Raw genomic sequence first — 19,810 nt, forward strand, 5'->3', positions numbered from 1 at the left:
CGACAATTAGCCTATAAATGCCGTTGGTATGGGAGAAATTACCTCGAAATAGATAGATGGTTTCCTAGCTCTAAAAGGTGTAGTAATTGCGGGTATATTGCTGAGAAAATGCCGTTAAATATTCGAGAATGGGACTGTCCAGACTGTGGGACGCACCATGACCGAGATATTAACGCCAGTAAAAACATTTTGGCCGCAGGACTTGCGGTGTCAGTCCGGGTCGCGACCATAAGACCAGAACAGAGTAAATCTGTTAAGGCAGGTGCGAAACCCCGCAAGGGAAAGAAGCAGAAACCTAAATCGTGAGGTTTGGGAATCACCGTCCGTTTACGGCGGTGAGGATGTCAATTCTCTATAGCTCTGGCAAAAATCGCCAGTCTTTCCTTAGATCAGCATGGCAGATTCTTTCTTTTGCCTCTTGCCTGTTGCCTCTTGCCTTCAGAAACTGACCACTGAAAAAGGTGAGCGATCGCTCACCTAGTAATTTTTTTAAAACCGTAATTAACTGGATTTAGTAAACTCCGGGGTTAAAACGGTCATCACCCTCGATAAATTCTTTAGAAGGCTCAGTAACAGTAAATTTCTCCAGATTAGCCTGTAAACGCTCTTTTTGAGTGGCCGAGAGTCCGGGGATATTGAGGACATCTTCCACTTCTTGGTAGGGGGCGTTTTTGATGATTTTACCAGCTAAATTGGGATAGAACCCTCTCAAGTCCCGGAAATCGCGAATATCACTGTTATTGAGGTCGATTTTCGCCCCAAATTCTGTAGTTAGTTTGGCATCAGCCGCATTTAAGACCGCCACAGGAAGAGCGGGAAGGGCGATCGAGGTGAGATTGAGAGCTTGAGCGGGAACTTTGCCCCAAAAACTCCCGATAATCAAGGCAATTACCGCCAGCAGACGAACAAGATTCTTCATTGCAGTTGTGGTCTCCTAAAACCAAGGCAAATTAACACTCAGGACAAGAAGTTAAGCCGTCAGCTTTCCGACTAGGCATAGGGTGGGGAATTGGGACTTACCACCGCAGCCTAGCTATTAGCTGAACGCTGATAGCTAGTTAAAAAAGTTATATCATGCCATTAGACCATATCTTGACACTCTCCGCACTTTTAGGGCGGAGATTCTTGGGCTGAATCTTGCCTCTACTAGCAAAGCTAATTTTGGTCTTACAGTTTCATGTCTAGTCCGACTACACCTATAAGGCAAGCACTCTCAAAGACTACTCCCCAAGCGTAAATTTCTGTGTGTCCCACAGTATTTAATTGTTTTGCGTTCTGACAGTTTGGACTTAATTAAACACCATTGACTGTTAGAAATTTTGAGATGACGGAGTAGGACGTTTAACCTGTTTCCTCACGTTCTCACGGTCAGCAACCTGAGAACATTCTAGCACAAAGTCGCCCTAAAAGGACGGGGTTTTCAACCCAAATTTCCGATAACCCAGTTTGCCGTACTAGGGGAAGGGTTTTGGGGGTTGGGTGATGGGGAAGTGGGATAGGGGAAGTGGGGAGATCAGTGAACTGATAACTCAAATCTGATCACTGATCACTGATCACTGAAAAGGCTGATGGCTAATGGAATTATTACAAATCTCTAAAATTATCAATGAAGAACAGCACTCCTATGGCATCATAAACTGTTGCTTGTCTTGAAATATCTATAAGGAAGACACAATTATGGCTCTCCAATTGGGTGATATCGTTCCAGATTTTACACAGGATTCTAGTGAAGGTCCAATTTCTTTTCATCAGTGGGTAGGAGATAGCTGGGTAGTGCTGTTCTCGCACCCGGCTGATTACACCCCCGTTTGTACCACGGAATTAGGTACGGTGGCTAGTCTTAAGTCAGAATTTGAGCGACGTAATGTTAAAGTGATCGCTTTGAGTGTGGATAGTGCCGAATCCCATCGGGGTTGGATTAATGACATCAACGAAACTCAAAACACTACCGTTAACTATCCGATTATCGCCGATGGCGATCGCAAAGTGTCGGATCTCTACGGCATGATTCACCCTAATTCCCTCAATAATCTGACGGTACGTTCGGTGTTTATCATCGATCCCAACAAAAAATTACGTTTAACCATTACCTATCCTGCCAGCACGGGACGCAATTTTAACGAGATCCTGCGGGTGATTGACTCCCTGCAGCTCACCGATAACTATCAAGTGGCTACCCCCGCTAACTGGACCGACGGTGGCGATTGTGTGGTGGTTCCCTCTATTCCCACTGAAGAAGCTCGTAGCAAATTCCCCAAAGGAGTTGAAGAAATTAAACCCTATCTACGCATGACTCCCCAACCTAATAAGTAATTACTGATTCCTAATCAGTGAACCATATCCTTGAAAACTGACAATCCAAAAACCATAAAATCTTGAGCGAGGGTTAGCCATCCGTTATAACGGATGCTACCCCTGGCAACAGGGGATTTATCTCCCTCTATCATTTATCAGTTTAATTGTCAATATATTTTTTCATAGTTTCCCTAGATGTGTTAGCGGCAGCGCAGAAATAACTGGGAGTCCAGAACGCGCCACTTTCACAACTCAGGGGATTTTTTTCTTAAAAGCAATTTCTTAGCTGGGTTAAAGACAATTCATCGACATCTATCTTAACTATAAGTTAAATTAATATTTAACAAAAATCGGCTTAAGACTAAAAGAACAATGAACATTATGGCTCCAAATGCTTAGTAGTGGTTAGTTTAGCTAGATTGTAGATCGATGAAATTATCTAGAGATCGAGCAAGGAGCGTCAAGAATTCTGGGTTATATCTATAAGTAAATTTTATTTTAAGTTTATTTAAGACTGTCATTACTAATGCAAGGCTGAGTCAGGGAGATTTTCCCGTAGTATCAAAAATGAAACTCGCTCGCATCGTTCAATCTGACGACAAGCGAGAGGCAATTGTAGAAACTGCCGCTTTCACTAGCATTTAACTAAGAGGAACAACCGATGGCAACTTATAAAGTCACCCTGAAAACACCCAAAGACCAGCATACAATTGATGTTCCCGATGATGAGTACATTCTCGATATAGCTGAAGAAGAAGGAGTGGACTTACCTTATTCCTGCCGTGCGGGAGCTTGCTCCACCTGTGCAGGTAAACTTGAATCTGGTAGTGTCGATCAATCCGATCAATCCTTCTTAGATGACGATCAAATTGAAGCGGGTTATGTCCTCACCTGCGTCGCCTATCCTACCTCTGACTGTGTGATCATCACCCACCAAGAAGAAGAAGCTTTGCAGTAATCTTCAAGATTGTCAGAAAACCCCCGTTAAGTGCTATCTATGGTGCTTAACGGGAGTTATTTTATGGCTCAAAAATTTTTTCCCTAAACACTTGTGTGTTTTAGCTAAGGGTGCTATGATTGTTAATCGTGGAATTAATGGGTCGGTGCCCGAGTGGTTAATGGGGGCGGACTGTAAATCCGTTGGCTACGCCTACGCTGGTTCAAATCCGGCCCGGCCCACCACGATCAATGCCCGTGTAGCTCAGTGGTAGAGCACACCCTTGGTAAGGGTGAGGTCATGAGTTCAATCCTCATCACGGGCTTTCTCTAAAACCCTGTCCCCAAACCGGTTTTCTGCCTAATACTAGGCTTTTATTTTCCCTGCTCATTCTCAATAAACCTTTGAAGGATGAGATTGAGTAAGTCTTGAGCAGTATTGCCTTAACAAAAGTTCTCCCCTAGCCCAATTAGACATCGATCGCCTAAAATGGTCAAAATTAACTTATTTGTTGGCTCATGTCTCCCCTCGACAACATCGCTAAACTATCTCACCTCACCCGCAAAGATGTTCAGAAAAATTGGTTGATCGCTACAGCAGCGGGAAAACCAATTCAACCCGTCACCCTCAATGAAAAACAATACATTATTTGGCCGGCCGGCAGACAAATCCAATATCTAACTCAAAAAATTATTGTCCCCGAACATTTAGCCGGTTATCCTTTAGAGGGAATGGAACTGAGATTAATCTTAACTTGGTGGGCGGAAGATGTCAAAATTTATGTTAATAATCAATTTATCCAAGCAGGAGACCTCTTTGATTCTTCCACGCGCATTTTACTTTCTAACTCGGTCTCTACTGGTCAAGAAATTCTTGTTACTCTCCGTTTAGTCAGTCCCAATCATGATATTGGTGGTTTGATGAAATCGCAGTTAATCTATGAATATAGCCAAGCTATCGATCCTAGTTTTGTTGCTGATGAATTAACCATTCTCCATAATTATCTACAAACTTTTTATCCTGAAAACTTAGCGGCTTTTACCGCTACTCTCGATAATATTGACTGGGATAATGTCACCAACAAAGATAAATTTAATCAATCCCTAGAATTAATTCGTCAATCCCTGCATCCCCTGGCTCAACCGCTCAAAGAACGCAGTTTTCATCTTCTCGGCCACGCACATTTGGATCTGGCTTGGTTGTGGCCGTTGGCAGAAACTTGGCAAGTGGCAAAAAACACTTTTATCTCGGTTTTAAACCTCCAAAAAGATTTTCCTGCCCTCATATTTGGTCATTCTAGCCCCCTAATTTACGAATGGATAGAAAAACATCATCCTGACCTGTTTCAAGCAATTCTAGAGGCATATAAAGGGCAATCTTGGGAACTTTTGGGCGGGATGTGGGTAGAACCAGAAGTCAATTTGATCTCCGGGGAATCCCTATTTCGACAACTACTTTATGGACAAAAATATTTTCAAGAAAAATTTGGACAAATCACTGAAACTGCTTGGCTGCCGGATACCTTTGGGTTTCCCTACCAATTGCCACAAATTCTTAAATCCTTTGGCATAAAATATTTTGTAACCGGGAAACTACATTGGAATGATACGACTAAATTTCCCCACGGTTTTTTCTGGTGGCAATCTCCCGATGGCAGTAAAATTCTTTCCCTAATGTCTCCTCCCAATGTTGCTGGAGTTATGGATACTAATCCAATTATTATGACCGATCATGCTCTCAATTGGGAACGGCAAACCGGATTAAAAGATATTTTTTGGCTGCCCGGAGTTGGTGACCATGGCGGCGGACCGACTCGTGATATGTTAGCAGTGGCCCAACGTTGGCAAAAATCTCCTTTTTTCCCCCAGCTAAAATTTAGCCAAGCAACAACTTATCTGGACAGTCTGGAGACAAATAATCTTCCTATCTGGGATGATGAATTATATCTAGAATTCCATCGCGGTTGTTATACTACCCACGCTGACCAAAAAGCCTATAATCGTTACTGTGAAATCCTCTTGTATCAAGGGGAATTATGGTCTTCTTTGGCTAATATTTTACTAGATATTCCCTATCCGAAAGTCGAGATAGAATCCGCATGGAAAAAGGTTTTATTAAATCAGTTTCATGATATACTTCCTGGTACTTCTATATCCGAAGTGTTTAGGGATGCTAATCAGTTATGGCAGCAAGTTATCAGCACAGGTGAAGCAATTTTAGAGCAAGCTTTACAGGCAATTGCCACTCAAATTAATTTACCTAATCCCCCCCATCCTCAAGCAAAACCTTTTCTAATTTTTAATTCTCTTAACTGGGAAAGAACCGAGGTTATCTCTTTAGCGATAGAATCTGTCAATTGCTCGGTTTATGACTTAAATAATTGTCTCTGTCCCTCGCAATTATCCCACGACAATCAGCTATTATTTCTCGCTGAAAATATTCCTTCTGTGGGTTATAAGTTATTTTGGTTAGTTCCCAATCAGCAAGCAACGGAGAAAAATTTAACTAACTGCCAATTTATTTTAGATAATGGCTTACTTAAAGTTACTATTAACTCGGAAACGGGGGATATAGATAGTATATTTGATATAATTAATCAAAGAGAAATCCTGCAAGCTGCTGGTAATCAATTACAGGCATTTAAAGATCAAGGACAATATTGGGACGCTTGGAATATCGATCCGAATTATCAACAATATCCCTTACCAAAAACAGTATTAAAATCGATCGAATGCTTAGAATGTGGTCCCTTGCGCTGGCAGATTCGCATCATCAGAAATTTAGCTGATTCGGAATTTTGTCAAGATTATATCTTAGAAAAAGATTCTCCGATTCTCCAGATTAAAACTATTGTTAATTGGCAGCAGGAACATACTTTAGTAAAAACCGCTTTTCCTCTCACCCTAAACAGCAATTTTACCACCTATGAAATTGCCTGTGGTGCGATCGAGCGTGACCACCCAACAGAATCACCAAAATGGGAAGTTTACGGTCATAAATGGGCGGATTTAACCGATACAGAGGCATCCTACGGGGTGAGTCTTTTAAATAATAATAAATATGGCTATGATGCTACTAACCAGCAACTGCGATTAACTCTGTTGAGAAGTCCCCGATGGCCCGATCCCGAGGCGGATCTAGGGAAACAAGAATTTACCTATGCAATATATCCCCATCAAGGTAACTGGAAAACGGCGAAAACTGTCCATCACGCTTGGCAGTTAAACTCACCTGTCAACATTATTTTTATTACTAATTATTATCGATCAACCCAGTTGCCACCCGTGGCACAATGGTTAAAATTCTCGGTTGATAACTTAATTTTAATGAGTTTCAAACAAAGTGAAACATCCGCTCAGAGTTGGGTAATGCGCGTTTATGAATGTCAGGGAGAAAACGCTGTTATTGATTGGCAAAATCAATTACAATTAACAATAAAAGAATCGATCGATGGTTTAGAAAGAGCGATCGATCCTATTGAGCAAATTTCTCCTTGGCAGATAGCCACATGGTTATTAAAGAATTAATCTTCGTGATCTTCAAAAGGATCGCTTAATTCTGCTGCTGGCGGCCCAAAAGCGGTATAAAGAGCTAAAACGGTAATCCCCACCAAAGCGGCAGCGATCGAAATACCCAAAATTGTTGCAGTTTCCATAAAATAAAATTTGCTTAGATACAGTCCGTATCCTATCTTAACAAGATATAACCGATCTCGCAGCCGACAGCGATCGCTAATCTGGCCGGTTGCATTGCTGTTATCTCATGCCCGATAATGGTGAAAGGATCGACTAAATAGCGATCAAACTAAACTAGAAGAATTATTATGAAGAAACTCCTACAGGGACTAGAAAAGTTCCAGAGTGGTTATTTTGGTGAACATCGGCAATTATTTGAGCAACTCTCCCACGGACAAAAACCGAGAATCCTGTTTATCACCTGTTCCGATTCCCGTATCGATCCTAACCTAATTACCCAAGCGGAGGTGGGGGAATTATTCGTAATTCGTAATGCGGGAAATATAATTCCTCCCTACGGAGCAACCAATGGTGGTGAGGGTGCATCTATAGAATATGCTATCAACGCTCTCAGCATCGAGCAAGTGATTATCTGCGGTCACTCCCATTGTGGAGCGATGAAAGGTTTGTTAAAATTGCAAAGTCTGGCCGATGAAATGCCTTTAGTTTACAATTGGTTAAAGCAAGCAGAAGCTACTCGACGTTTAGTTAAGGATAATTACAAAGAACTAGAAGGAGAAGAACTGATCGAGGTGACAGTAGCAGAAAATGTTCTCAATCAGTTAAGTAATTTGCAAAGCTATCCAATTATTCGTTCCCGATTACATCAGGGTAAATTATCCCTACACGGTTGGATTTTTCGGATTGAAACCGGCGAAATTTTAGCCTACGATCCAATCCTACACGATTTTGTCGCTCCCCATAGTAAAATTACCCATCCCGAACCAGAAGACAATTTACCCCCTAGTCGTCACCTTCCCAATAGTCATCCCTTCAAGATTTCTGAGGATTATATCAGGACTAATGCGGAGGTAAAAAAAGCGACTCCCGCGGTTAATACTGTGGCGAAAAAGAATGGCTCCTCAACCCAAAAACCGGGCTATAATTATTTAGAACCCTCCCAAGCTGATCGCATTTATCGCGGTTCGAGAAGTTAATTAGGGATTAGAGAAATTCTCTAGAGATGTGCTTATCTAGAGTGGCAGTTAATGGCAAGAGCCTTCCCAGTTGATAATGACCGTAATCCGGGACAATCAGCCTAACATCTGGTGACAGCATCGGCAAGTCAGCAACGCTCAGTGTTAGGAAAGCTGATAGCTATTGCTTTTTACTCAAAAAATATGGTATGATAGAAAACTGTCAGTTTTACGAAAGCCGATGAAAACGGAAGAGATTATCAAATCAATCGAAGCCGAGTATCTCAAGAGCGATCTGCCCATTATCCATGTCGGTGACACGATCCGGGTAGGGGTGCGAATCGTGGAAGGAGATAAAGAGCGGATTCAGCCCTACGAGGGCATTGTCATCGCCAAACGCCATGGCGGTATCAACGAAACGATTACAGTACGCAAAGTCTTCCAGGGTGTGGGAGTAGAAAGAGTCTTCCTGCTCCACTCGCCGCGGGTTGCCAGTATCAAGATCATCCGTCGTGGTAAAGTACGTCGGGCGAAACTCTACTATCTGCGCGATCGGGTTGGCAAAGCCACCAGGGTACAAGAACGTTTCGATCGCCCTCTCTAAAAATTTTCCGGCGACAGCCTAACCAAGAAAGTTGCTTAATCGCCAACAACTACGCTATAATAAATAAAGGCCTTAAAAAAGCCAAATAGTTTAGCGAATGGGCGCTCTTAGTTCAGTTGGTAGAACGCAGGTCTCCAAAACCTGATGTCGGGGGTTCAAGTCCTCCAGGGCGCGTTTGGTAATCACCAAGCCGATAACTGCAAAGGACATGATCTAAATGTCTGGGGGTTAGTGTGGGTTGTCCGGTGAAAATGATAAGTTAAGGATAGCTTGAGTATCATTTTAAGGAGTAGCGATCGTGGCCAAAAAAGAAACCCTAGAAAAAGACACGAGCGACAAGAAAGAGGGAAGCTCCTTTCAGGTCAAGGAATTCGTTAATGAAACCAAAGAAGAACTCGCCAAAGTCGTCTGGCCTTCCCGTCAGCAACTTTTGAGTGAATCAGCGGCCGTGATGTTAATGGTGACTTTGGTAGCCACTCTCATCTATCTGATTGATAAATTCTTTGCCTGGGGTGCGGGGAAGGTGTTCCCATGAGTCTAGAAGAAGAACAGTTTCCCGAAGAAGTCAATCTTAGCGGCCTACCGAAAAAACCCCGTTGGTATGCCGTACAGGTGGCTTCTGGTTGTGAGAAACGCGTCAAAGCTAATTTGGAACAGCGCATCCACACCCTCGATGTGGCCGATCGCATTCTACAAGTCCAGATTCCCCAAGCGGCCACCGTCAAAGTCCGCAAGGATGGTTCACGGCAACACGGTGAGGAAAAAGTCTTCCCCGGTTATGTCCTGATCAAAATGATCATGGATGATGACGCTTGGCAGGTGGTAAAAAACACCCCCCACGTGATCAACTTTGTCGGGGCCGAACAAAAGCGCCACTACGGACGCGGCCGCGGTCACGTCACCCCGCTACCCTTGAGCCTGTCAGAAGTCGATCGCATCTTCAAACAAGCTCAGATTCAAGAACCCGTCGTCAAAATCAATATGGAAGTTGGCGATCAAATCTTGGTTCTATCCGGTCCATTTAAGGACTTTGAAGGGGAAGTGATCGAAGTTAGTCCCGAGCGCGGCAAACTCAAGGCCTTGCTCTCCATTTTTGGTCGGGATACCCCGGTCGAATTGGAATTTAATCAAGTCGAAAAACAAAACTAAATCATGGCTAAAAAAGTCGTCGCAATTATTAAACTAGCTTTACCTGCCGGTAAGGCTAACCCTGCTCCTCCCGTGGGTCCTGCTTTAGGTCAACACGGGGTGAATATTATGGCGTTTTGTAAAGATTACAACGCTAAAACCGCCGATCAGGCTGGGATGATCATCCCTGTGGAAATCTCCGTTTTTGAGGATCGTAGTTTTACCTTTATCCTCAAAACTCCCCCCGCTTCCGTTCTCATCCGCAAAGCGGCCGGTGTGGAAAGAGGTTCCAACGAACCCAACAAGAAATTTGTCGCCACCATTACCCGCGACCAATTACGGGAAATCGCCCGGACTAAAATGCCCGATCTTAACGCTAACGACATCGAAGCGGCCATGAATATTGTGGCGGGAACGGCCAGAAATATGGGTGTCAAGATCTCAGACTAAATCTTATTTCGGGGAGAAGTTAAGCTTCGTTATTACCCAAGGAGCAACAAATCAGATGGTAAAAAAAGTTTCACGACGTTTGCAAGATGCCCAGGCTAAGGTAGAAAATAAAGCCTACGAGCCATTAGAGGCACTGACATTATTAAAGGAATTAGCGACGGCGAAATTCGACGAAACCGCCGAAGCTCATATTCGTTTAGGCATCGATCCTAAATATACCGACCAACAACTGCGGACAACGGTAAGTTTACCCAAAGGAACCGGACGCAAGGTGCGAGTAGCGGTGATTACTCGCGGGGAACAGGTACAGGAAGCGAACAACGCCGGGGCCGATATCGTTGGTTCGGAAGAATTAATCGAAGAAATCGCCAAGGGGATGATGGATTTCGAGGTGTTGATCGCCACCCCCGATATGATGCCGAAAGTGGCTAAATTAGGTCGTCAACTCGGTCCGCGGGGTTTAATGCCCTCACCGAAAGGGGGAACCGTAACCACGGATTTAACGGGGGCAATCTCTGAGTTTAAAGCGGGTAAATTAGAATTCCGGGCCGATCGCACCGGTATCGTTCACGTTCAATTTGGTAAAGCTTCTTTTAGTGCCGAAGATCTATTAGTCAATTTGAAAGCTTTACAGGAAACGGTGGACAGAAACCGGCCTTCCGGGGCCAAGGGGCGTTACTGGCGTACAGTTTACGTTTCTTCCTCCATGGGGCCATCGATTCCAGTGGATATTAGCGCCCTGCGGGATCTGAAATTAGCAGAAGGTTAATGACAGTTATTTTTTCTGAAAAGGCCTCCAAGTAATTGGGGGCGTTTTTTGGGGATTTTATCTATTCTAAGATCATTGATTTTCATTTTTGGGTTCTTCTATAATCAATACAGCATGATATTGTCCTTCTTTTAAATTTGAGGGAACTTGTACGGTTAATTGACCTTCATTGTTAACGAATGCTTCAACCTCAATGGTTTTCATGTTAACATATCTCTCTTCATTTTCTGCTATAATCTTAACGGTATAAGCATCTTTATCTGCTAAAGACCGAGCATACTTTCCTCTGACTGCACTTTTTAAATGAGACTCCGTTAAAACCTCAGAATAATCATCTAACATTTCATCATCTTTGAGGGTATCATTCATTACTTTGTTCATAGATTTTTCTTTCATGTTTAGTTACTCTCCTAGCACTAATGATTCTGATCTTTCCTTGTCTTTCAGTATGAACAACTAAAAGCAAGCGGTTTTGACTAGAATAACCAATTGTCAAAAAACGATCTTCTAAGATTGGATGAGTAGGATCATCTAAAGTCAAAGAATAGGTATCTTCAAAGACAGTTTTAGCCTCATTAAAAGAAATATCGTGTTTTCTCAGATTTATCTTAGCTTTGTCTTTATCCCATTCAAAATTAGTCGTCATCATCTTAATTATACACAATAAATAAAATAAGTGGTATAAAAATCGCCCACCCTACTATGGTAAACCGTTAGTTAACTAAAGTGCGCTCGCCTTTGGCTAGATACTTTCGGGATCGCTCTATCTTGATGTTTATAGATGTTGGAAAAAAAACAATAAATTTGTGATACTGTTATCATTTTGACAAGTTATTGATGTTCTTTCTCAAGAAGATCGTCTATTATTAGAAACAAGATTAGAACAAAAGAAACAAAAACAAGAACCTTATGCTTGATCAGATTGGGAAACCACAAAAGCACGAAGAACAACCACAGACAGCCAAGAGAAGAACGAACTGAACAATTAATGAATGCTTGTTTCCCTAATCTTTCTGGTGCAATTAATTGGGAATTTCTGACCGATCGCACCGGGATCGTTCACGTTCAATTTGCTAAAGCTTCCAAAGGCCGCCAAGTAATTGGGGGCGTTTTTTTGGCTTGATCGCCCGATTGATATAGAATCAAAAGGCTACACTCAAGATTAATCGCTTGAATTATTCTCTTGTATCTGTTCTTAAAGCCAGCGTGTGGATTGTAGATTCTCCTAATACCCGTATTTTAGCCCCTAGTGCGATCGCTCTTGGTAACTTTGATGGTTTGCACCTAGGTCATCAAACCGTCCTACAGCCAATTTTTCAGGATGACCCCGCTTATCCCACCGTTGTTAGTTTTACTCCCCACCCGCGTGAATTTTTTACGGGAGAAAAATGGCAATTATTAACTCCTCTAGGGGAAAAGGTGGAGGTTTTAGAGAATTTAGGCGTTAAACAATTAGTTTTACTGCCTTTTTCGGCTGAATTAGCTTCCCTGACTCCCTTGGCTTTTGTCGAACAGATTTTAGTAGAAAAATTACAGGCTAAATCGATCAGTGTTGGTCAAGATTTTCACTTCGGTTATCGTCGTCAAGGTACAGCCGAAGATTTATTACAGATCGCCTCTCAATTTAATATTAAAGTCGAGATTGTTGGTTTAAAAAACTGTCAGTCGGGTCGGATTAGTAGTTCCCTAATTCGTCAAGCTTTGGCAGCAGGAAACGTTGAGCAAGCTGGGCAAATGTTAGGTCGTCCCTACCGTTTAACCGGTCGCGTGGTCGTCGGGAAACAGCTGGGCAGACAATTAGGTTTTCATACCGCTAATCTACAGGTTCCCCCCGATAAATTATTGCCGCGATTCGGGGTTTATTGCGGTTGGGTGCCTCTTGATGGTTCTCGCTTACCGGCAGTTATGAATATCGGTTATCGTCCCACGATCGAGGGAAAAACTATCAGTGTGGAAATCCATTTATTGGATTGGTCGGGCTATGTATATGATCGCATTTTAACGATGGATTTAGTGCAATTCCTGCGACCAGAACAGAAATTTAATTCTCTCGATCGATTAAAAAATCAGATCGAGATAGACTGCGATCGCTCTCGGTTAATTTTAACTTCTGTAACCGACAACTACTAATATTTTTGGTATTCTCTTTCCACTTTACCCACCGCTTTCAATAAAGGAGAATCGAGGGAATCGATCCAATCAGCTACTTCTCGCGCTAATCCTAGAGTAACAATACCTTGAGACGGTGGTAATTGACCAGCTAAAGCCTGACTTTTGATGGTTTTTAGGACAGAAATTAAACCCTCAATCCGAGTCGATCTTTCTGTTTTTCGCATCTGTTCGGCCACGGTAATAGCTTGGTCAATTGATTGAATTAATTCCCTCATGTTCGTTTCCATAATATTCTAGCGACAGGAAAGAGATGTAACCGTTATTGCTCGCCCCTCTCCCCATTGTATATTGGCATCTCGCGAGTCTTTAATAAAAGTTTGCTGACCACCACCGGGATAACAATCAGCCGGATTCTGGGGGGCGACAATTCCTTGATAAACCGTTGTTCCCGCAGGTAAAGTCACTGATACCACTTTGGTCGCTTCGTTGGGAGGAATCCACTTTTGATCGAGGGCTAAATTTCTGATCGCCTCCACATTGGTGGCATATTGATCCGTGGTCAGAAAACGACCTTTTTTGCTATTTTCGTCACTATAATAACGGAAAAAAGTCTGGGGTTTTTCTAGGGTAATTGCCTGACATTCACTATTGCGAAAAGTGATGGCAAGATCTGGAGGAAGGGGACAGGAAGGAGCCTGATCTTGAGCCAATATTTTCCGAGAATTGAAAGTTAAATTTTCGGGTAAACTATTGGTTAATGTACTGGCTGCGATGCCTAAAACAAGACTAAAAACGAGCGAACTGGCTTTCATCTTCATCGATTAAGAGAAATTCTTCTCGATTTTACCGTACTGAACCGACTGAAAATCTTGATTTCGCCCACTGGCAACAATTCTTAACTAATTTTCTTCATGCTCCCAACCCTAACCCCGATTAGCTCCCTAGTAGAAAAATTACCGCCATTGTCTGTCAACTTTCCCCACTGGTTTGGGCAAATTAGGAAAAGAATCGTTAAGATCAAAAAAACTTAACATTAATCTTCTTGACAAAATACCCCATTTGTGCTATGAAAGACGCTATTGATATTTTGATGGAAAATTTGAGCCAGAGCATCGTCGGCCAAACCAAATCGATTCGCATTGTGCTGGTGGCTTTGCTCAGTGGTGGTCACGCTCTCCTCGAAGATGTCCCCGGAGTCGGCAAAACCCTGTTAGCCAAATCCTTAGCGCGTTCAATTAACGGTCGTTTCCAACGGGTACAATGCACCCCTGACCTCCTCCCTAGTGATATCACGGGAACCACGATTTGGAACCCCAACAGTCGCGAATTTGAATTTATCCCCGGCCCCGCTTTTGCTAACGTCCTGTTGGCCGATGAAATCAACCGGGCCACCCCGCGCACCCAATCGGCACTTCTAGAGGTCATGGAAGAAAAACAAGTTACCATCGATGGAGAAGCGCGTCCGGTCCCCCAACCCTTCTTTGTTATTGCCACCCAAAATCCGATCGAATATCAAGGCACTTTTCCGCTTCCAGAAGCACAAATGGACCGTTTTGCCGTTTGCCTGAGTTTGGGTTATCCCAGCGCCACAGAAGAATTAACAATGTTACAAAGACAGCATTCTCAGGAGACGGTTAAATCCCTAGAAGCTTGTATTTCCTTAGAAGAGGTGGGAGAATTGCAAAGATTAGTCAGTCTGGTCAAGGTAGCTCCTACTTTACAGCAATATATCGTCGATTTAGTCCGCGCTACCCGTGATCACGAAGATATTAGTTTGGGAGTCAGTCCCCGGGGTTGTGTGGTTCTGCAAAAAGCAGTTCAAGCTTACGCTTTCCTCGAAGGTCGCGATTATGCTATCCCCGATGATGTTAAGTTGATTACTCCCTACGTCTTCTGCCATCGTCTGATTCCTAGTCACGGTCGTCAAGCTAAAGCTATCGTGGAAAGACTTCTGCAATCGGTGGCGATCGAGGATCGCATCTGTGCTTAAATTTCAGTTATCGTTGAACGGTAAGTTACAGGGGATTTCTAAATTCTGCCAAATTGGTAGAGCCGATCTATATAATTGCTAGTATTACCTTAGCTCACTAAAGACTTGAGTAAAAGTATTTAGTGAGTCCACGGAAAATATGCTCTCAGGAGAAAACAATGTTTTGTTCACAGTGTGGAACCAAAAGTGGACATCTCTAAAAATTATCACCCGATTACAGCTTGCTTTTATTAATCAGAAAGACTTTTAGTCTTAAGATAATATCAGGTCGAGGTTTTGAGAATATTCCGCCTATTGGTTACATTATTGATGATGCAACCCCTCAAGTCACTGATTCTTTAATAGTCGTTAATTCTCACTAAAAATGCTTGTTTAGTCATGACCTTACCTGCCAATTTTTAGACATATTCACTCTGTTTTTATCCTCCTCTAAATGAATTAAGTTTTAATCTTTAAGCCAGATTTCAAGTTGCCCAGGTGGAACTTTATAGCCTTTAGTTGATAAATCTATTAAATTTTTGTCCTCAATCTGAATGTCTTTCTCGGTCTTCAAGAAATCACGCAAATTCTCTGCAAGTGATCGATCTGAAGAATTGGCATATCGAATATCGTTGTTCTTAATTCCGTTCACTTGTTGAATTCCAGGAGCAAGAATCCCCTTGCCTTGTAAAATCTTCTGAAGCTCCTCTGCTGTGCGTCTATCACTCTTATACTGGATATACACAAGTCTGATACCTTTGAGATCATATTCAACTTCAAATGGCGTGGGAAGTGGGGATGTAGAAGTGGATGGGGACGTCGAACACTCTGAATTTTCAAGAAGATTAGCGATAGTATAGGCAGCTCGTGCTTTTCTGTTCTGATCTAGTGAATCAGAGCCACTACTAGGATTTATTGCAGAAATCGATTTAGACTGGCGAGAAATTTGTTCGTTAAGCTTTCTACAAAAAAATTCCTTGCCCGATCTTCTGGTAATAATTGTTCGTGTTGTCTCTATCTCAATAGACCGAGTGGAAGCATTCCTAACTAAGTTACTTAATAATAGTATCGCTGAATCCACAACTTTATCCTTTTCTGGGTTGGGTTGACAATTTATCCAAAGAAATGTGCATTCTTCTTTAATTGGTATGGCTGTATCCAAAGCAATTAAAGCAAAATCCTTCCTTTGCTGCTCATTTTTGGTAAAATCCGAGATTAGCACTTGAATCATTTTTCCTCTCTCCATAGAGTCGGAAATGCTGTCTGCACCCAGTTTAATAACTATTGGAATGAAAACTAAAACGACAGCCCCTAAAAACTTGCTAAATATCTCGAATTTATCCCAATTATCTTTTTTTGAATTCTCATTTTCTAACATCTTAATACCTCGCAATTTCTTAACGTGGTCGGTTACAAATCTCCTATTGAAAAGTTACACAAGAATCTTCCTCTCCGATCCCTCCTAACTACTCCAAAATCACCAACCCCGCCGCCAGAACATTAATCAAAACCGACTTTGCACTGCGCGCTTCCACCGTTACCGACTGACCCACCCACACCGCATCTAGCGATCGCTAATTAGCTCGATTCCGCTCACATACAGAATAAGGTTTACAGCGAATTTTAAAAAGCCTCCCCTAAAAAATTAAACAAACGGTGAGTTTTCGCAGCGTCCCCCCTATTTCTGAAAAAACTCACCAGAAGCCTTTATCTCGCCCCTCACACCTGATCGAATCGGTCTCCTATCCGAACTGTCCCGTATCGACCCATTCACTCTTGATTAGCGACCACCAATCAGTTGCCAGACCATCGAGGACGTACTTGTAGGGCAGCCAGCCGTAGCCGGCGCTTCCCCATCCTGTCCCCCAAGAGTTGCGAATCAGCAAGGCACCGGTGGTTTCAATGCCACCAGGGTTGGTGTTCTTGATCTTAAGGTTGTCGTCGTAACCAACTGCGTCAATGGCGTGACCGCCTTCAACCCGTTCGCCGCGAGTTGGATAGGGGATCTTGCCGCCATTGGTGTTGGCCTGATTGATGGAACTGTAAACAGTAAAGCCAAACATCGAGGGCAGACCTTTCGACAATTCGGTTTTAATCCGAGCTAACAGTGCGTCCCGCGCCGTCCCGGACGGATCGAGGCGGTAGTAGGAAATCGCCTGATAGCTTTGGGCAAAAGCGTAGCAGAATGCCGACGGCTCTTTGTCAAAATCAGCGATATTGTAGGGATAGTATTCTTCTGGTGGTACGCCAAACAAGGTGAGGGCGTACATTGTTGAGCGCAGGAAGGCTCCCGTATCTCCCGTCCAGTGCAACAAGTTGCGCGTCACTTTGTAGAGAAAGAGTCTGGAAGCATCGAGGTGTTTGCCAAAAGCCCGCCGCTCAAAATACTCCACCAGTCCGACCCCGGCGTGGGCCGTACAAGAACCGATAGTTTGTTGATCCTCCATGGGGGAACACCACGGCCTCAAGTCCACGCTGGCTGGCAGCGCTGCTGGGGCAGATGTCGTTGCTCCCACTTTGGCCAGCATTTGCTTGACAGATGGCTGTCCCAAAGCTTGCAGTTTGGATGGTACGCGTTCAGATTGAAAAGTGACATCACGAATATCGGGATAGTCGGGCAACCATCCCATTGCGGGAATTACAAATGTTTCACTCATTTTTCCTTTCCTCCTAAGTTGTTACTCACTAGCCCCCGGCTATCTGAGAAGCCTTTACTCTCGGACTTGGAGCGTGACGGTAAATCGTTCGACAATTGACGGCTCTCCCTGCCACTCTCGCCAGAGCTTAAGCTTTAGTTGCCCTATCCCAGCCCGTTGCGCTTTAAAGGTCAGGACTCTCTGACCGCCCCCGCCGACTCTCGACTCTATGGCAGGGATATAGTCAGAGGCCTGCAGCTTCACTAAATCGCTCCCGCCACCATCGACCGCCCACTGAAAGCCAGTAGTGGGATTCTCGTCGAGGGACAGTAGCAGTAGGTCATTGACCTGCATGGTGATGGATTTGCCGTTGTCAGTGCGAGTAAGGGTTAGCATTGTATATTGGCCGCTCCCTCCTTTCGGTTTCCACTCTGTCGCCCCACAGCCCTGGGAAAAGACTGGGGAAAGCACGAGGATTAGAGTTATGACAATCGCGACGGCCCACCTAAGAGAACGATCCATTATTTTCCTCCCTCGTCTCTATAACGGCCACGGGATTCACTCTCGTTATTGCAGTTGGAAAATCGCGCCAAGCGCAGAAGAAACTGGGAAACGATCTAATTTAATTATCTCTTGCTTTGTCCACCGAGAGATGGTACGATGGGGGTTTTGTAATTTTTCTTGATAATCGCCCTCGCCTACACGCGCCTCAAATCCCCTTGACTAGCAACCCTATCAGTAATTTGAAACAACGCTTCAACGCCCTCCTAGAGGAGGGAATTGCCAGGATCAAAACCCCTAGCGGGGGAATAACAACGACTAGCAATTAAACCCAAAACTAACCACCAGAGGGTACTAACCTGGGGACGATACCAAACCGTATCAAAAAAACCGTGGGCAAGAATTCCAGCCATAGCGGCAATTGCCCCAATTAACCAAAAGCCTTGACTATCCATTTTATCCCGTAAAAGTTTAATTTGATGGATGCCTTGGCCGATAGTTGTGACCAATAACCAGAGGAAACAGGTAAAACCAATGATTCCCGTTTCTACCATGATTTCTAATAGCACAGAATAGGCACTTAAAGCCGTGTATTTTGGCTTCATGAATAGGGGGTAAATTTTCTTAAAAGCATCATTACCCGGTCCGATGCCCAAAAGCGGATAAGTTTGAATCATGCGAATAACTGCATCCCAAACATTAATCCGAAAGTTATTACTACTATCTTCCCGGCCCGCGAAAATACTCATCACCCGAATTCGCAGCGGCTCCACCAATAAAATCGCTCCTAAAATCACCACGGCTAAACCACCTAAAACTAAGGGTAAAAGCCAGGTTTGCCAAAATAACGGTAGATAATTTTTGAACCAATAAAATAATAGCAATAAGAAGACAATTCCTAAGACCATCAAACCAATCCAACCGCCACGACTCTCGGTAAAAAATAAACAAGCACCATTGGCTAAAGTTAATAAAGCCGCTAAAATTTTCGGTAGCCATCCTTGCCATACAAACAAGGATGCACTGCTAAAAGCAATACCGGGTAATAAATAACTAGCTAATAAATTAGGATTACCGAGATAACTATAAACCCTAGTATCCCCCGCTAATTCTGAAGTGGGATCGTTCCAAGTTGCTAACTGTTCCGCACCAAAAATTTGCTGACGAATGCCGTAAACGCTCACTGCTAAGGCGGTTAAAACTAAAGTAGTCAGAATCCAATTTGTCAGGCGTGGTGAGCGCATGATTCGGGCAGTAAAGGCAAAAAAGATGAGATTGAGAGTTAATTTAATTAATCCTTCCAAAGCTGCCATTTTAACGGGAGAAAAAGCCGTAGAAACCGTGGCAATTCCCCAATATAAAAGCACTAAAATGTGAATCGGTGTCACCCCGATTTTGCCTTCATCCACAAGGGTTAAGAGTAGCCAATAACCCGCTATTGCTAACAGCAAAAAACCGATTTGACTGGTGGATAAAAATGGTGCGGTGGCGATAAGGAGAGAGATTAACAGCGCACCCATCAGTTCTGTCCACTGCACAAACCGGCTACCCTGTCGCCATTGACTAAAAAGGCCGACTAAACGATGCAGATAGCTATATTTTGACCAAGAAGCGGGCGAAAAGTTCAATAGGGTGATTTGTTTCCATAAAGTATTCATAGGGTTTTTAGTTGCGGTTGTCACCATCACACTTTGATTAAGATACCGATTGTATCTTAATTGTTGACTCTTGGGGGCCAAAAGAGTTTCAGTCTGGTGT

23 protein-coding genes and 3 tRNA genes are annotated in these 19,810 nt (G+C 43.4%); 16 read left to right on the top strand and 10 right to left on the bottom strand.

Annotated elements, in window-relative coordinates; all coding sequences use genetic code 11:
- A partial coding sequence (locus IM479_RS19675) for a zinc ribbon domain-containing protein (RefSeq protein ID WP_287699544.1) occupies window positions 1–306 on the top strand: 306 nt, incomplete at its 5' end.
- Window positions 307–511: 205 nt separating this feature from the next.
- Here the strand turns inward: IM479_RS19675 and psbU are convergent.
- Window positions 512–919, bottom strand: coding sequence for a photosystem II complex extrinsic protein PsbU (gene psbU, locus IM479_RS19680; RefSeq protein ID WP_287687702.1), 408 nt, complete (start codon window positions 917–919; stop codon window positions 512–514).
- A gap of 758 nt (window positions 920–1,677) precedes the next feature.
- On the opposite strand from psbU, the gene IM479_RS19685 reads away from it, so the two are divergent.
- The 5 genes from IM479_RS19685 to IM479_RS19705 all read left to right on the top strand — a co-directional run bounded on the left by IM479_RS19685 (window position 1,678) and on the right by IM479_RS19705 (window position 6,759).
- On the top strand, window positions 1,678–2,313 hold the full coding sequence (locus IM479_RS19685) for a peroxiredoxin (RefSeq protein WP_002761158.1): 636 nt from the start codon (window positions 1,678–1,680) through the stop codon (window positions 2,311–2,313).
- Window positions 2,314–2,956: 643 nt separating this feature from the next.
- The gene (locus IM479_RS19690; protein WP_287687701.1) at window positions 2,957–3,253 is read left to right on the top strand and encodes a ferredoxin; all 297 of its coding nucleotides are present in this window, start codon (window positions 2,957–2,959) and stop codon (window positions 3,251–3,253) included.
- A 139-nt stretch (window positions 3,254–3,392) separates the two neighbouring features.
- Window positions 3,393–3,477 (top strand) — tRNA-Tyr (locus IM479_RS19695).
- 8 nt (window positions 3,478–3,485) lie between these two features.
- A tRNA-Thr gene (locus tag IM479_RS19700) sits at window positions 3,486–3,557 on the top strand.
- Window positions 3,558–3,750: 193 nt separating this feature from the next.
- Window positions 3,751–6,759, top strand: coding sequence for an alpha-mannosidase (locus tag IM479_RS19705; RefSeq protein ID WP_287687699.1), 3,009 nt, complete (start codon window positions 3,751–3,753; stop codon window positions 6,757–6,759).
- On the opposite strand, the gene psbN is transcribed toward IM479_RS19705, so the two are convergent.
- Entirely contained in the window at window positions 6,756–6,887 is a 132-nt protein-coding gene (gene psbN / locus IM479_RS19710) for a photosystem II reaction center protein PsbN (protein WP_012266479.1), read from the bottom strand. The genes IM479_RS19705 and psbN overlap by 4 nt on opposite strands.
- A gap of 168 nt (window positions 6,888–7,055) precedes the next feature.
- Here psbN and IM479_RS19715 point away from each other — a divergent pair, with 168 nt between their 5' ends.
- The 7 genes from IM479_RS19715 to rplA all read left to right on the top strand — a co-directional run bounded on the left by IM479_RS19715 (window position 7,056) and on the right by rplA (window position 10,834).
- Entirely contained in the window at window positions 7,056–7,904 is an 849-nt protein-coding gene (locus tag IM479_RS19715) for a carbonic anhydrase (RefSeq protein WP_287687697.1), read from the top strand.
- A 220-nt stretch (window positions 7,905–8,124) separates the two neighbouring features.
- On the top strand, window positions 8,125–8,487 hold the full coding sequence (gene rplS, locus IM479_RS19720) for a 50S ribosomal protein L19 (RefSeq protein WP_002738040.1): 363 nt from the start codon (window positions 8,125–8,127) through the stop codon (window positions 8,485–8,487).
- Window positions 8,488–8,588: 101 nt separating this feature from the next.
- Window positions 8,589–8,661, top strand: a tRNA-Trp gene (locus IM479_RS19725).
- A gap of 124 nt (window positions 8,662–8,785) precedes the next feature.
- Window positions 8,786–9,022, top strand: a complete 237-nt coding sequence (gene secE, locus IM479_RS19730; protein ID WP_002765998.1) for a preprotein translocase subunit SecE — start codon at window positions 8,786–8,788, stop codon at window positions 9,020–9,022.
- Window positions 9,019–9,636, top strand: coding sequence for a transcription termination/antitermination protein NusG (gene nusG, locus IM479_RS19735; protein WP_286824937.1), 618 nt, complete (start codon window positions 9,019–9,021; stop codon window positions 9,634–9,636). Before secE ends, nusG begins: the two co-directional genes overlap by 4 nt.
- A gap of 3 nt (window positions 9,637–9,639) precedes the next feature.
- Entirely contained in the window at window positions 9,640–10,065 is a 426-nt protein-coding gene (gene rplK / locus IM479_RS19740; RefSeq protein WP_045357286.1) for a 50S ribosomal protein L11, read from the top strand.
- Between the two features lie 55 nt (window positions 10,066–10,120).
- Complete coding sequence (rplA, locus tag IM479_RS19745; protein WP_286824938.1) at window positions 10,121–10,834, top strand: 50S ribosomal protein L1; 714 nt, start codon at window positions 10,121–10,123, stop codon at window positions 10,832–10,834.
- 72 nt (window positions 10,835–10,906) lie between these two features.
- Here the strand turns inward: rplA and IM479_RS19750 are convergent, their stop codons facing one another.
- Window positions 10,907–11,230 carry a hypothetical protein gene (locus tag IM479_RS19750; RefSeq protein ID WP_158200246.1) on the bottom strand — a complete coding sequence of 108 codons (324 nt, stop codon included), beginning with the start codon at window positions 11,228–11,230 and terminating at the stop codon, window positions 10,907–10,909.
- A complete protein-coding gene (locus IM479_RS19755; RefSeq protein WP_287687695.1) occupies window positions 11,196–11,483 on the bottom strand; it encodes a BrnT family toxin in 288 nt (95 codons plus the stop codon). The genes IM479_RS19750 and IM479_RS19755 overlap by 35 nt, the downstream gene beginning before the upstream one ends.
- Before the next feature lie 339 nt (window positions 11,484–11,822).
- Here IM479_RS19755 and IM479_RS19760 point away from each other — a divergent pair, with 339 nt between their 5' ends.
- Both IM479_RS19760 and IM479_RS19765 read left to right on the top strand, forming a co-directional pair.
- Window positions 11,823–11,957 carry a hypothetical protein gene (locus IM479_RS19760; RefSeq protein ID WP_287687694.1) on the top strand — a complete coding sequence of 45 codons (135 nt, stop codon included), beginning with the start codon at window positions 11,823–11,825 and terminating at the stop codon, window positions 11,955–11,957.
- 83 nt (window positions 11,958–12,040) lie between these two features.
- Window positions 12,041–12,964 (top strand): bifunctional riboflavin kinase/FAD synthetase, encoded by a 924-nt coding sequence (locus tag IM479_RS19765; RefSeq protein WP_287687706.1) that lies wholly within the window; start codon window positions 12,041–12,043, stop codon window positions 12,962–12,964.
- Here the strand turns inward: IM479_RS19765 and IM479_RS19770 are convergent.
- Window positions 12,961–13,233, bottom strand: coding sequence for a hypothetical protein (locus tag IM479_RS19770; RefSeq protein WP_002761130.1), 273 nt, complete (start codon window positions 13,231–13,233; stop codon window positions 12,961–12,963). The genes IM479_RS19765 and IM479_RS19770 overlap by 4 nt on opposite strands.
- Before the next feature lie 6 nt (window positions 13,234–13,239).
- A complete protein-coding gene (locus IM479_RS19775; protein ID WP_287687692.1) occupies window positions 13,240–13,758 on the bottom strand; it encodes a hypothetical protein in 519 nt (172 codons plus the stop codon).
- A 254-nt stretch (window positions 13,759–14,012) separates the two neighbouring features.
- On the opposite strand from IM479_RS19775, the gene IM479_RS19780 reads away from it, so the two are divergent.
- Window positions 14,013–14,936, top strand: a complete 924-nt coding sequence (locus IM479_RS19780; protein WP_287687691.1) for an AAA family ATPase — start codon at window positions 14,013–14,015, stop codon at window positions 14,934–14,936.
- Between the two features lie 445 nt (window positions 14,937–15,381).
- On the opposite strand, the gene IM479_RS19785 is transcribed toward IM479_RS19780, so the two are convergent.
- The 4 genes from IM479_RS19785 to IM479_RS19800 all read right to left on the bottom strand — a co-directional run bounded on the left by IM479_RS19785 (window position 15,382) and on the right by IM479_RS19800 (window position 19,710).
- On the bottom strand, window positions 15,382–16,293 hold the full coding sequence (locus IM479_RS19785; protein ID WP_287687689.1) for a hypothetical protein: 912 nt from the start codon (window positions 16,291–16,293) through the stop codon (window positions 15,382–15,384).
- 364 nt (window positions 16,294–16,657) lie between these two features.
- Window positions 16,658–17,572: a C1 family peptidase gene (locus tag IM479_RS19790; protein ID WP_287687687.1), complete on the bottom strand. Its 915-nt coding sequence runs from the start codon at window positions 17,570–17,572 to the stop codon at window positions 16,658–16,660.
- A 54-nt stretch (window positions 17,573–17,626) separates the two neighbouring features.
- Complete coding sequence (locus IM479_RS19795; RefSeq protein ID WP_287687685.1) at window positions 17,627–18,022, bottom strand: protease inhibitor I42 family protein; 396 nt, start codon at window positions 18,020–18,022, stop codon at window positions 17,627–17,629.
- 296 nt (window positions 18,023–18,318) lie between these two features.
- Window positions 18,319–19,710, bottom strand: a complete 1,392-nt coding sequence (locus IM479_RS19800) for an IctB family putative bicarbonate transporter (protein ID WP_287687683.1) — start codon at window positions 19,708–19,710, stop codon at window positions 18,319–18,321.
- Window positions 19,711–19,810 lie beyond the last annotated feature (100 nt).

Source organism: Microcystis sp. M165S2 (genome assembly GCF_020245885.1).
GTDB lineage: Bacteria > Cyanobacteriota > Cyanobacteriia > Cyanobacteriales > Microcystaceae > Microcystis.

Bases quoted from the DNA above. Each gene is read 5' to 3' on its own strand.
- IM479_RS19690 (WP_287687701.1), top strand. From the start codon at position 2,957: ATGGCAACTTATAAAGTCACCCTGAAAACACCCAAAGACCAGCATACA.
- nusG (WP_286824937.1), top strand. From the start codon at position 9,019: ATGAGTCTAGAAGAAGAACAGTTTCCCGAAGAAGTCAATCTTAGCGGC.
- IM479_RS19750 (WP_158200246.1), bottom strand. From the start codon at position 11,230: ATGAAAGAAAAATCTATGAACAAAGTAATGAATGATACCCTCAAAGAT.
- IM479_RS19705 (WP_287687699.1), top strand. From the start codon at position 3,751: ATGTCTCCCCTCGACAACATCGCTAAACTATCTCACCTCACCCGCAAA.
- IM479_RS19755 (WP_287687695.1), bottom strand. From the start codon at position 11,483: ATGATGACGACTAATTTTGAATGGGATAAAGACAAAGCTAAGATAAAT.
- rplS (WP_002738040.1), top strand. From the start codon at position 8,125: ATGAAAACGGAAGAGATTATCAAATCAATCGAAGCCGAGTATCTCAAG.
- IM479_RS19715 (WP_287687697.1), top strand. From the start codon at position 7,056: ATGAAGAAACTCCTACAGGGACTAGAAAAGTTCCAGAGTGGTTATTTT.
- IM479_RS19785 (WP_287687689.1), bottom strand. From the start codon at position 16,293: ATGTTAGAAAATGAGAATTCAAAAAAAGATAATTGGGATAAATTCGAG.
- rplK (WP_045357286.1), top strand. From the start codon at position 9,640: ATGGCTAAAAAAGTCGTCGCAATTATTAAACTAGCTTTACCTGCCGGT.
- IM479_RS19775 (WP_287687692.1), bottom strand. From the start codon at position 13,758: ATGAAAGCCAGTTCGCTCGTTTTTAGTCTTGTTTTAGGCATCGCAGCC.
- IM479_RS19760 (WP_287687694.1), top strand. From the start codon at position 11,823: ATGAATGCTTGTTTCCCTAATCTTTCTGGTGCAATTAATTGGGAATTT.
- IM479_RS19770 (WP_002761130.1), bottom strand. From the start codon at position 13,233: ATGGAAACGAACATGAGGGAATTAATTCAATCAATTGACCAAGCTATT.
- IM479_RS19685 (WP_002761158.1), top strand. From the start codon at position 1,678: ATGGCTCTCCAATTGGGTGATATCGTTCCAGATTTTACACAGGATTCT.
- rplA (WP_286824938.1), top strand. From the start codon at position 10,121: ATGGTAAAAAAAGTTTCACGACGTTTGCAAGATGCCCAGGCTAAGGTA.
- IM479_RS19800 (WP_287687683.1), bottom strand. From the start codon at position 19,710: ATGAATACTTTATGGAAACAAATCACCCTATTGAACTTTTCGCCCGCT.
- psbU (WP_287687702.1), bottom strand. From the start codon at position 919: ATGAAGAATCTTGTTCGTCTGCTGGCGGTAATTGCCTTGATTATCGGG.
- psbN (WP_012266479.1), bottom strand. From the start codon at position 6,887: ATGGAAACTGCAACAATTTTGGGTATTTCGATCGCTGCCGCTTTGGTG.
- IM479_RS19780 (WP_287687691.1), top strand. From the start codon at position 14,013: ATGAAAGACGCTATTGATATTTTGATGGAAAATTTGAGCCAGAGCATC.
- IM479_RS19790 (WP_287687687.1), bottom strand. From the start codon at position 17,572: ATGAGTGAAACATTTGTAATTCCCGCAATGGGATGGTTGCCCGACTAT.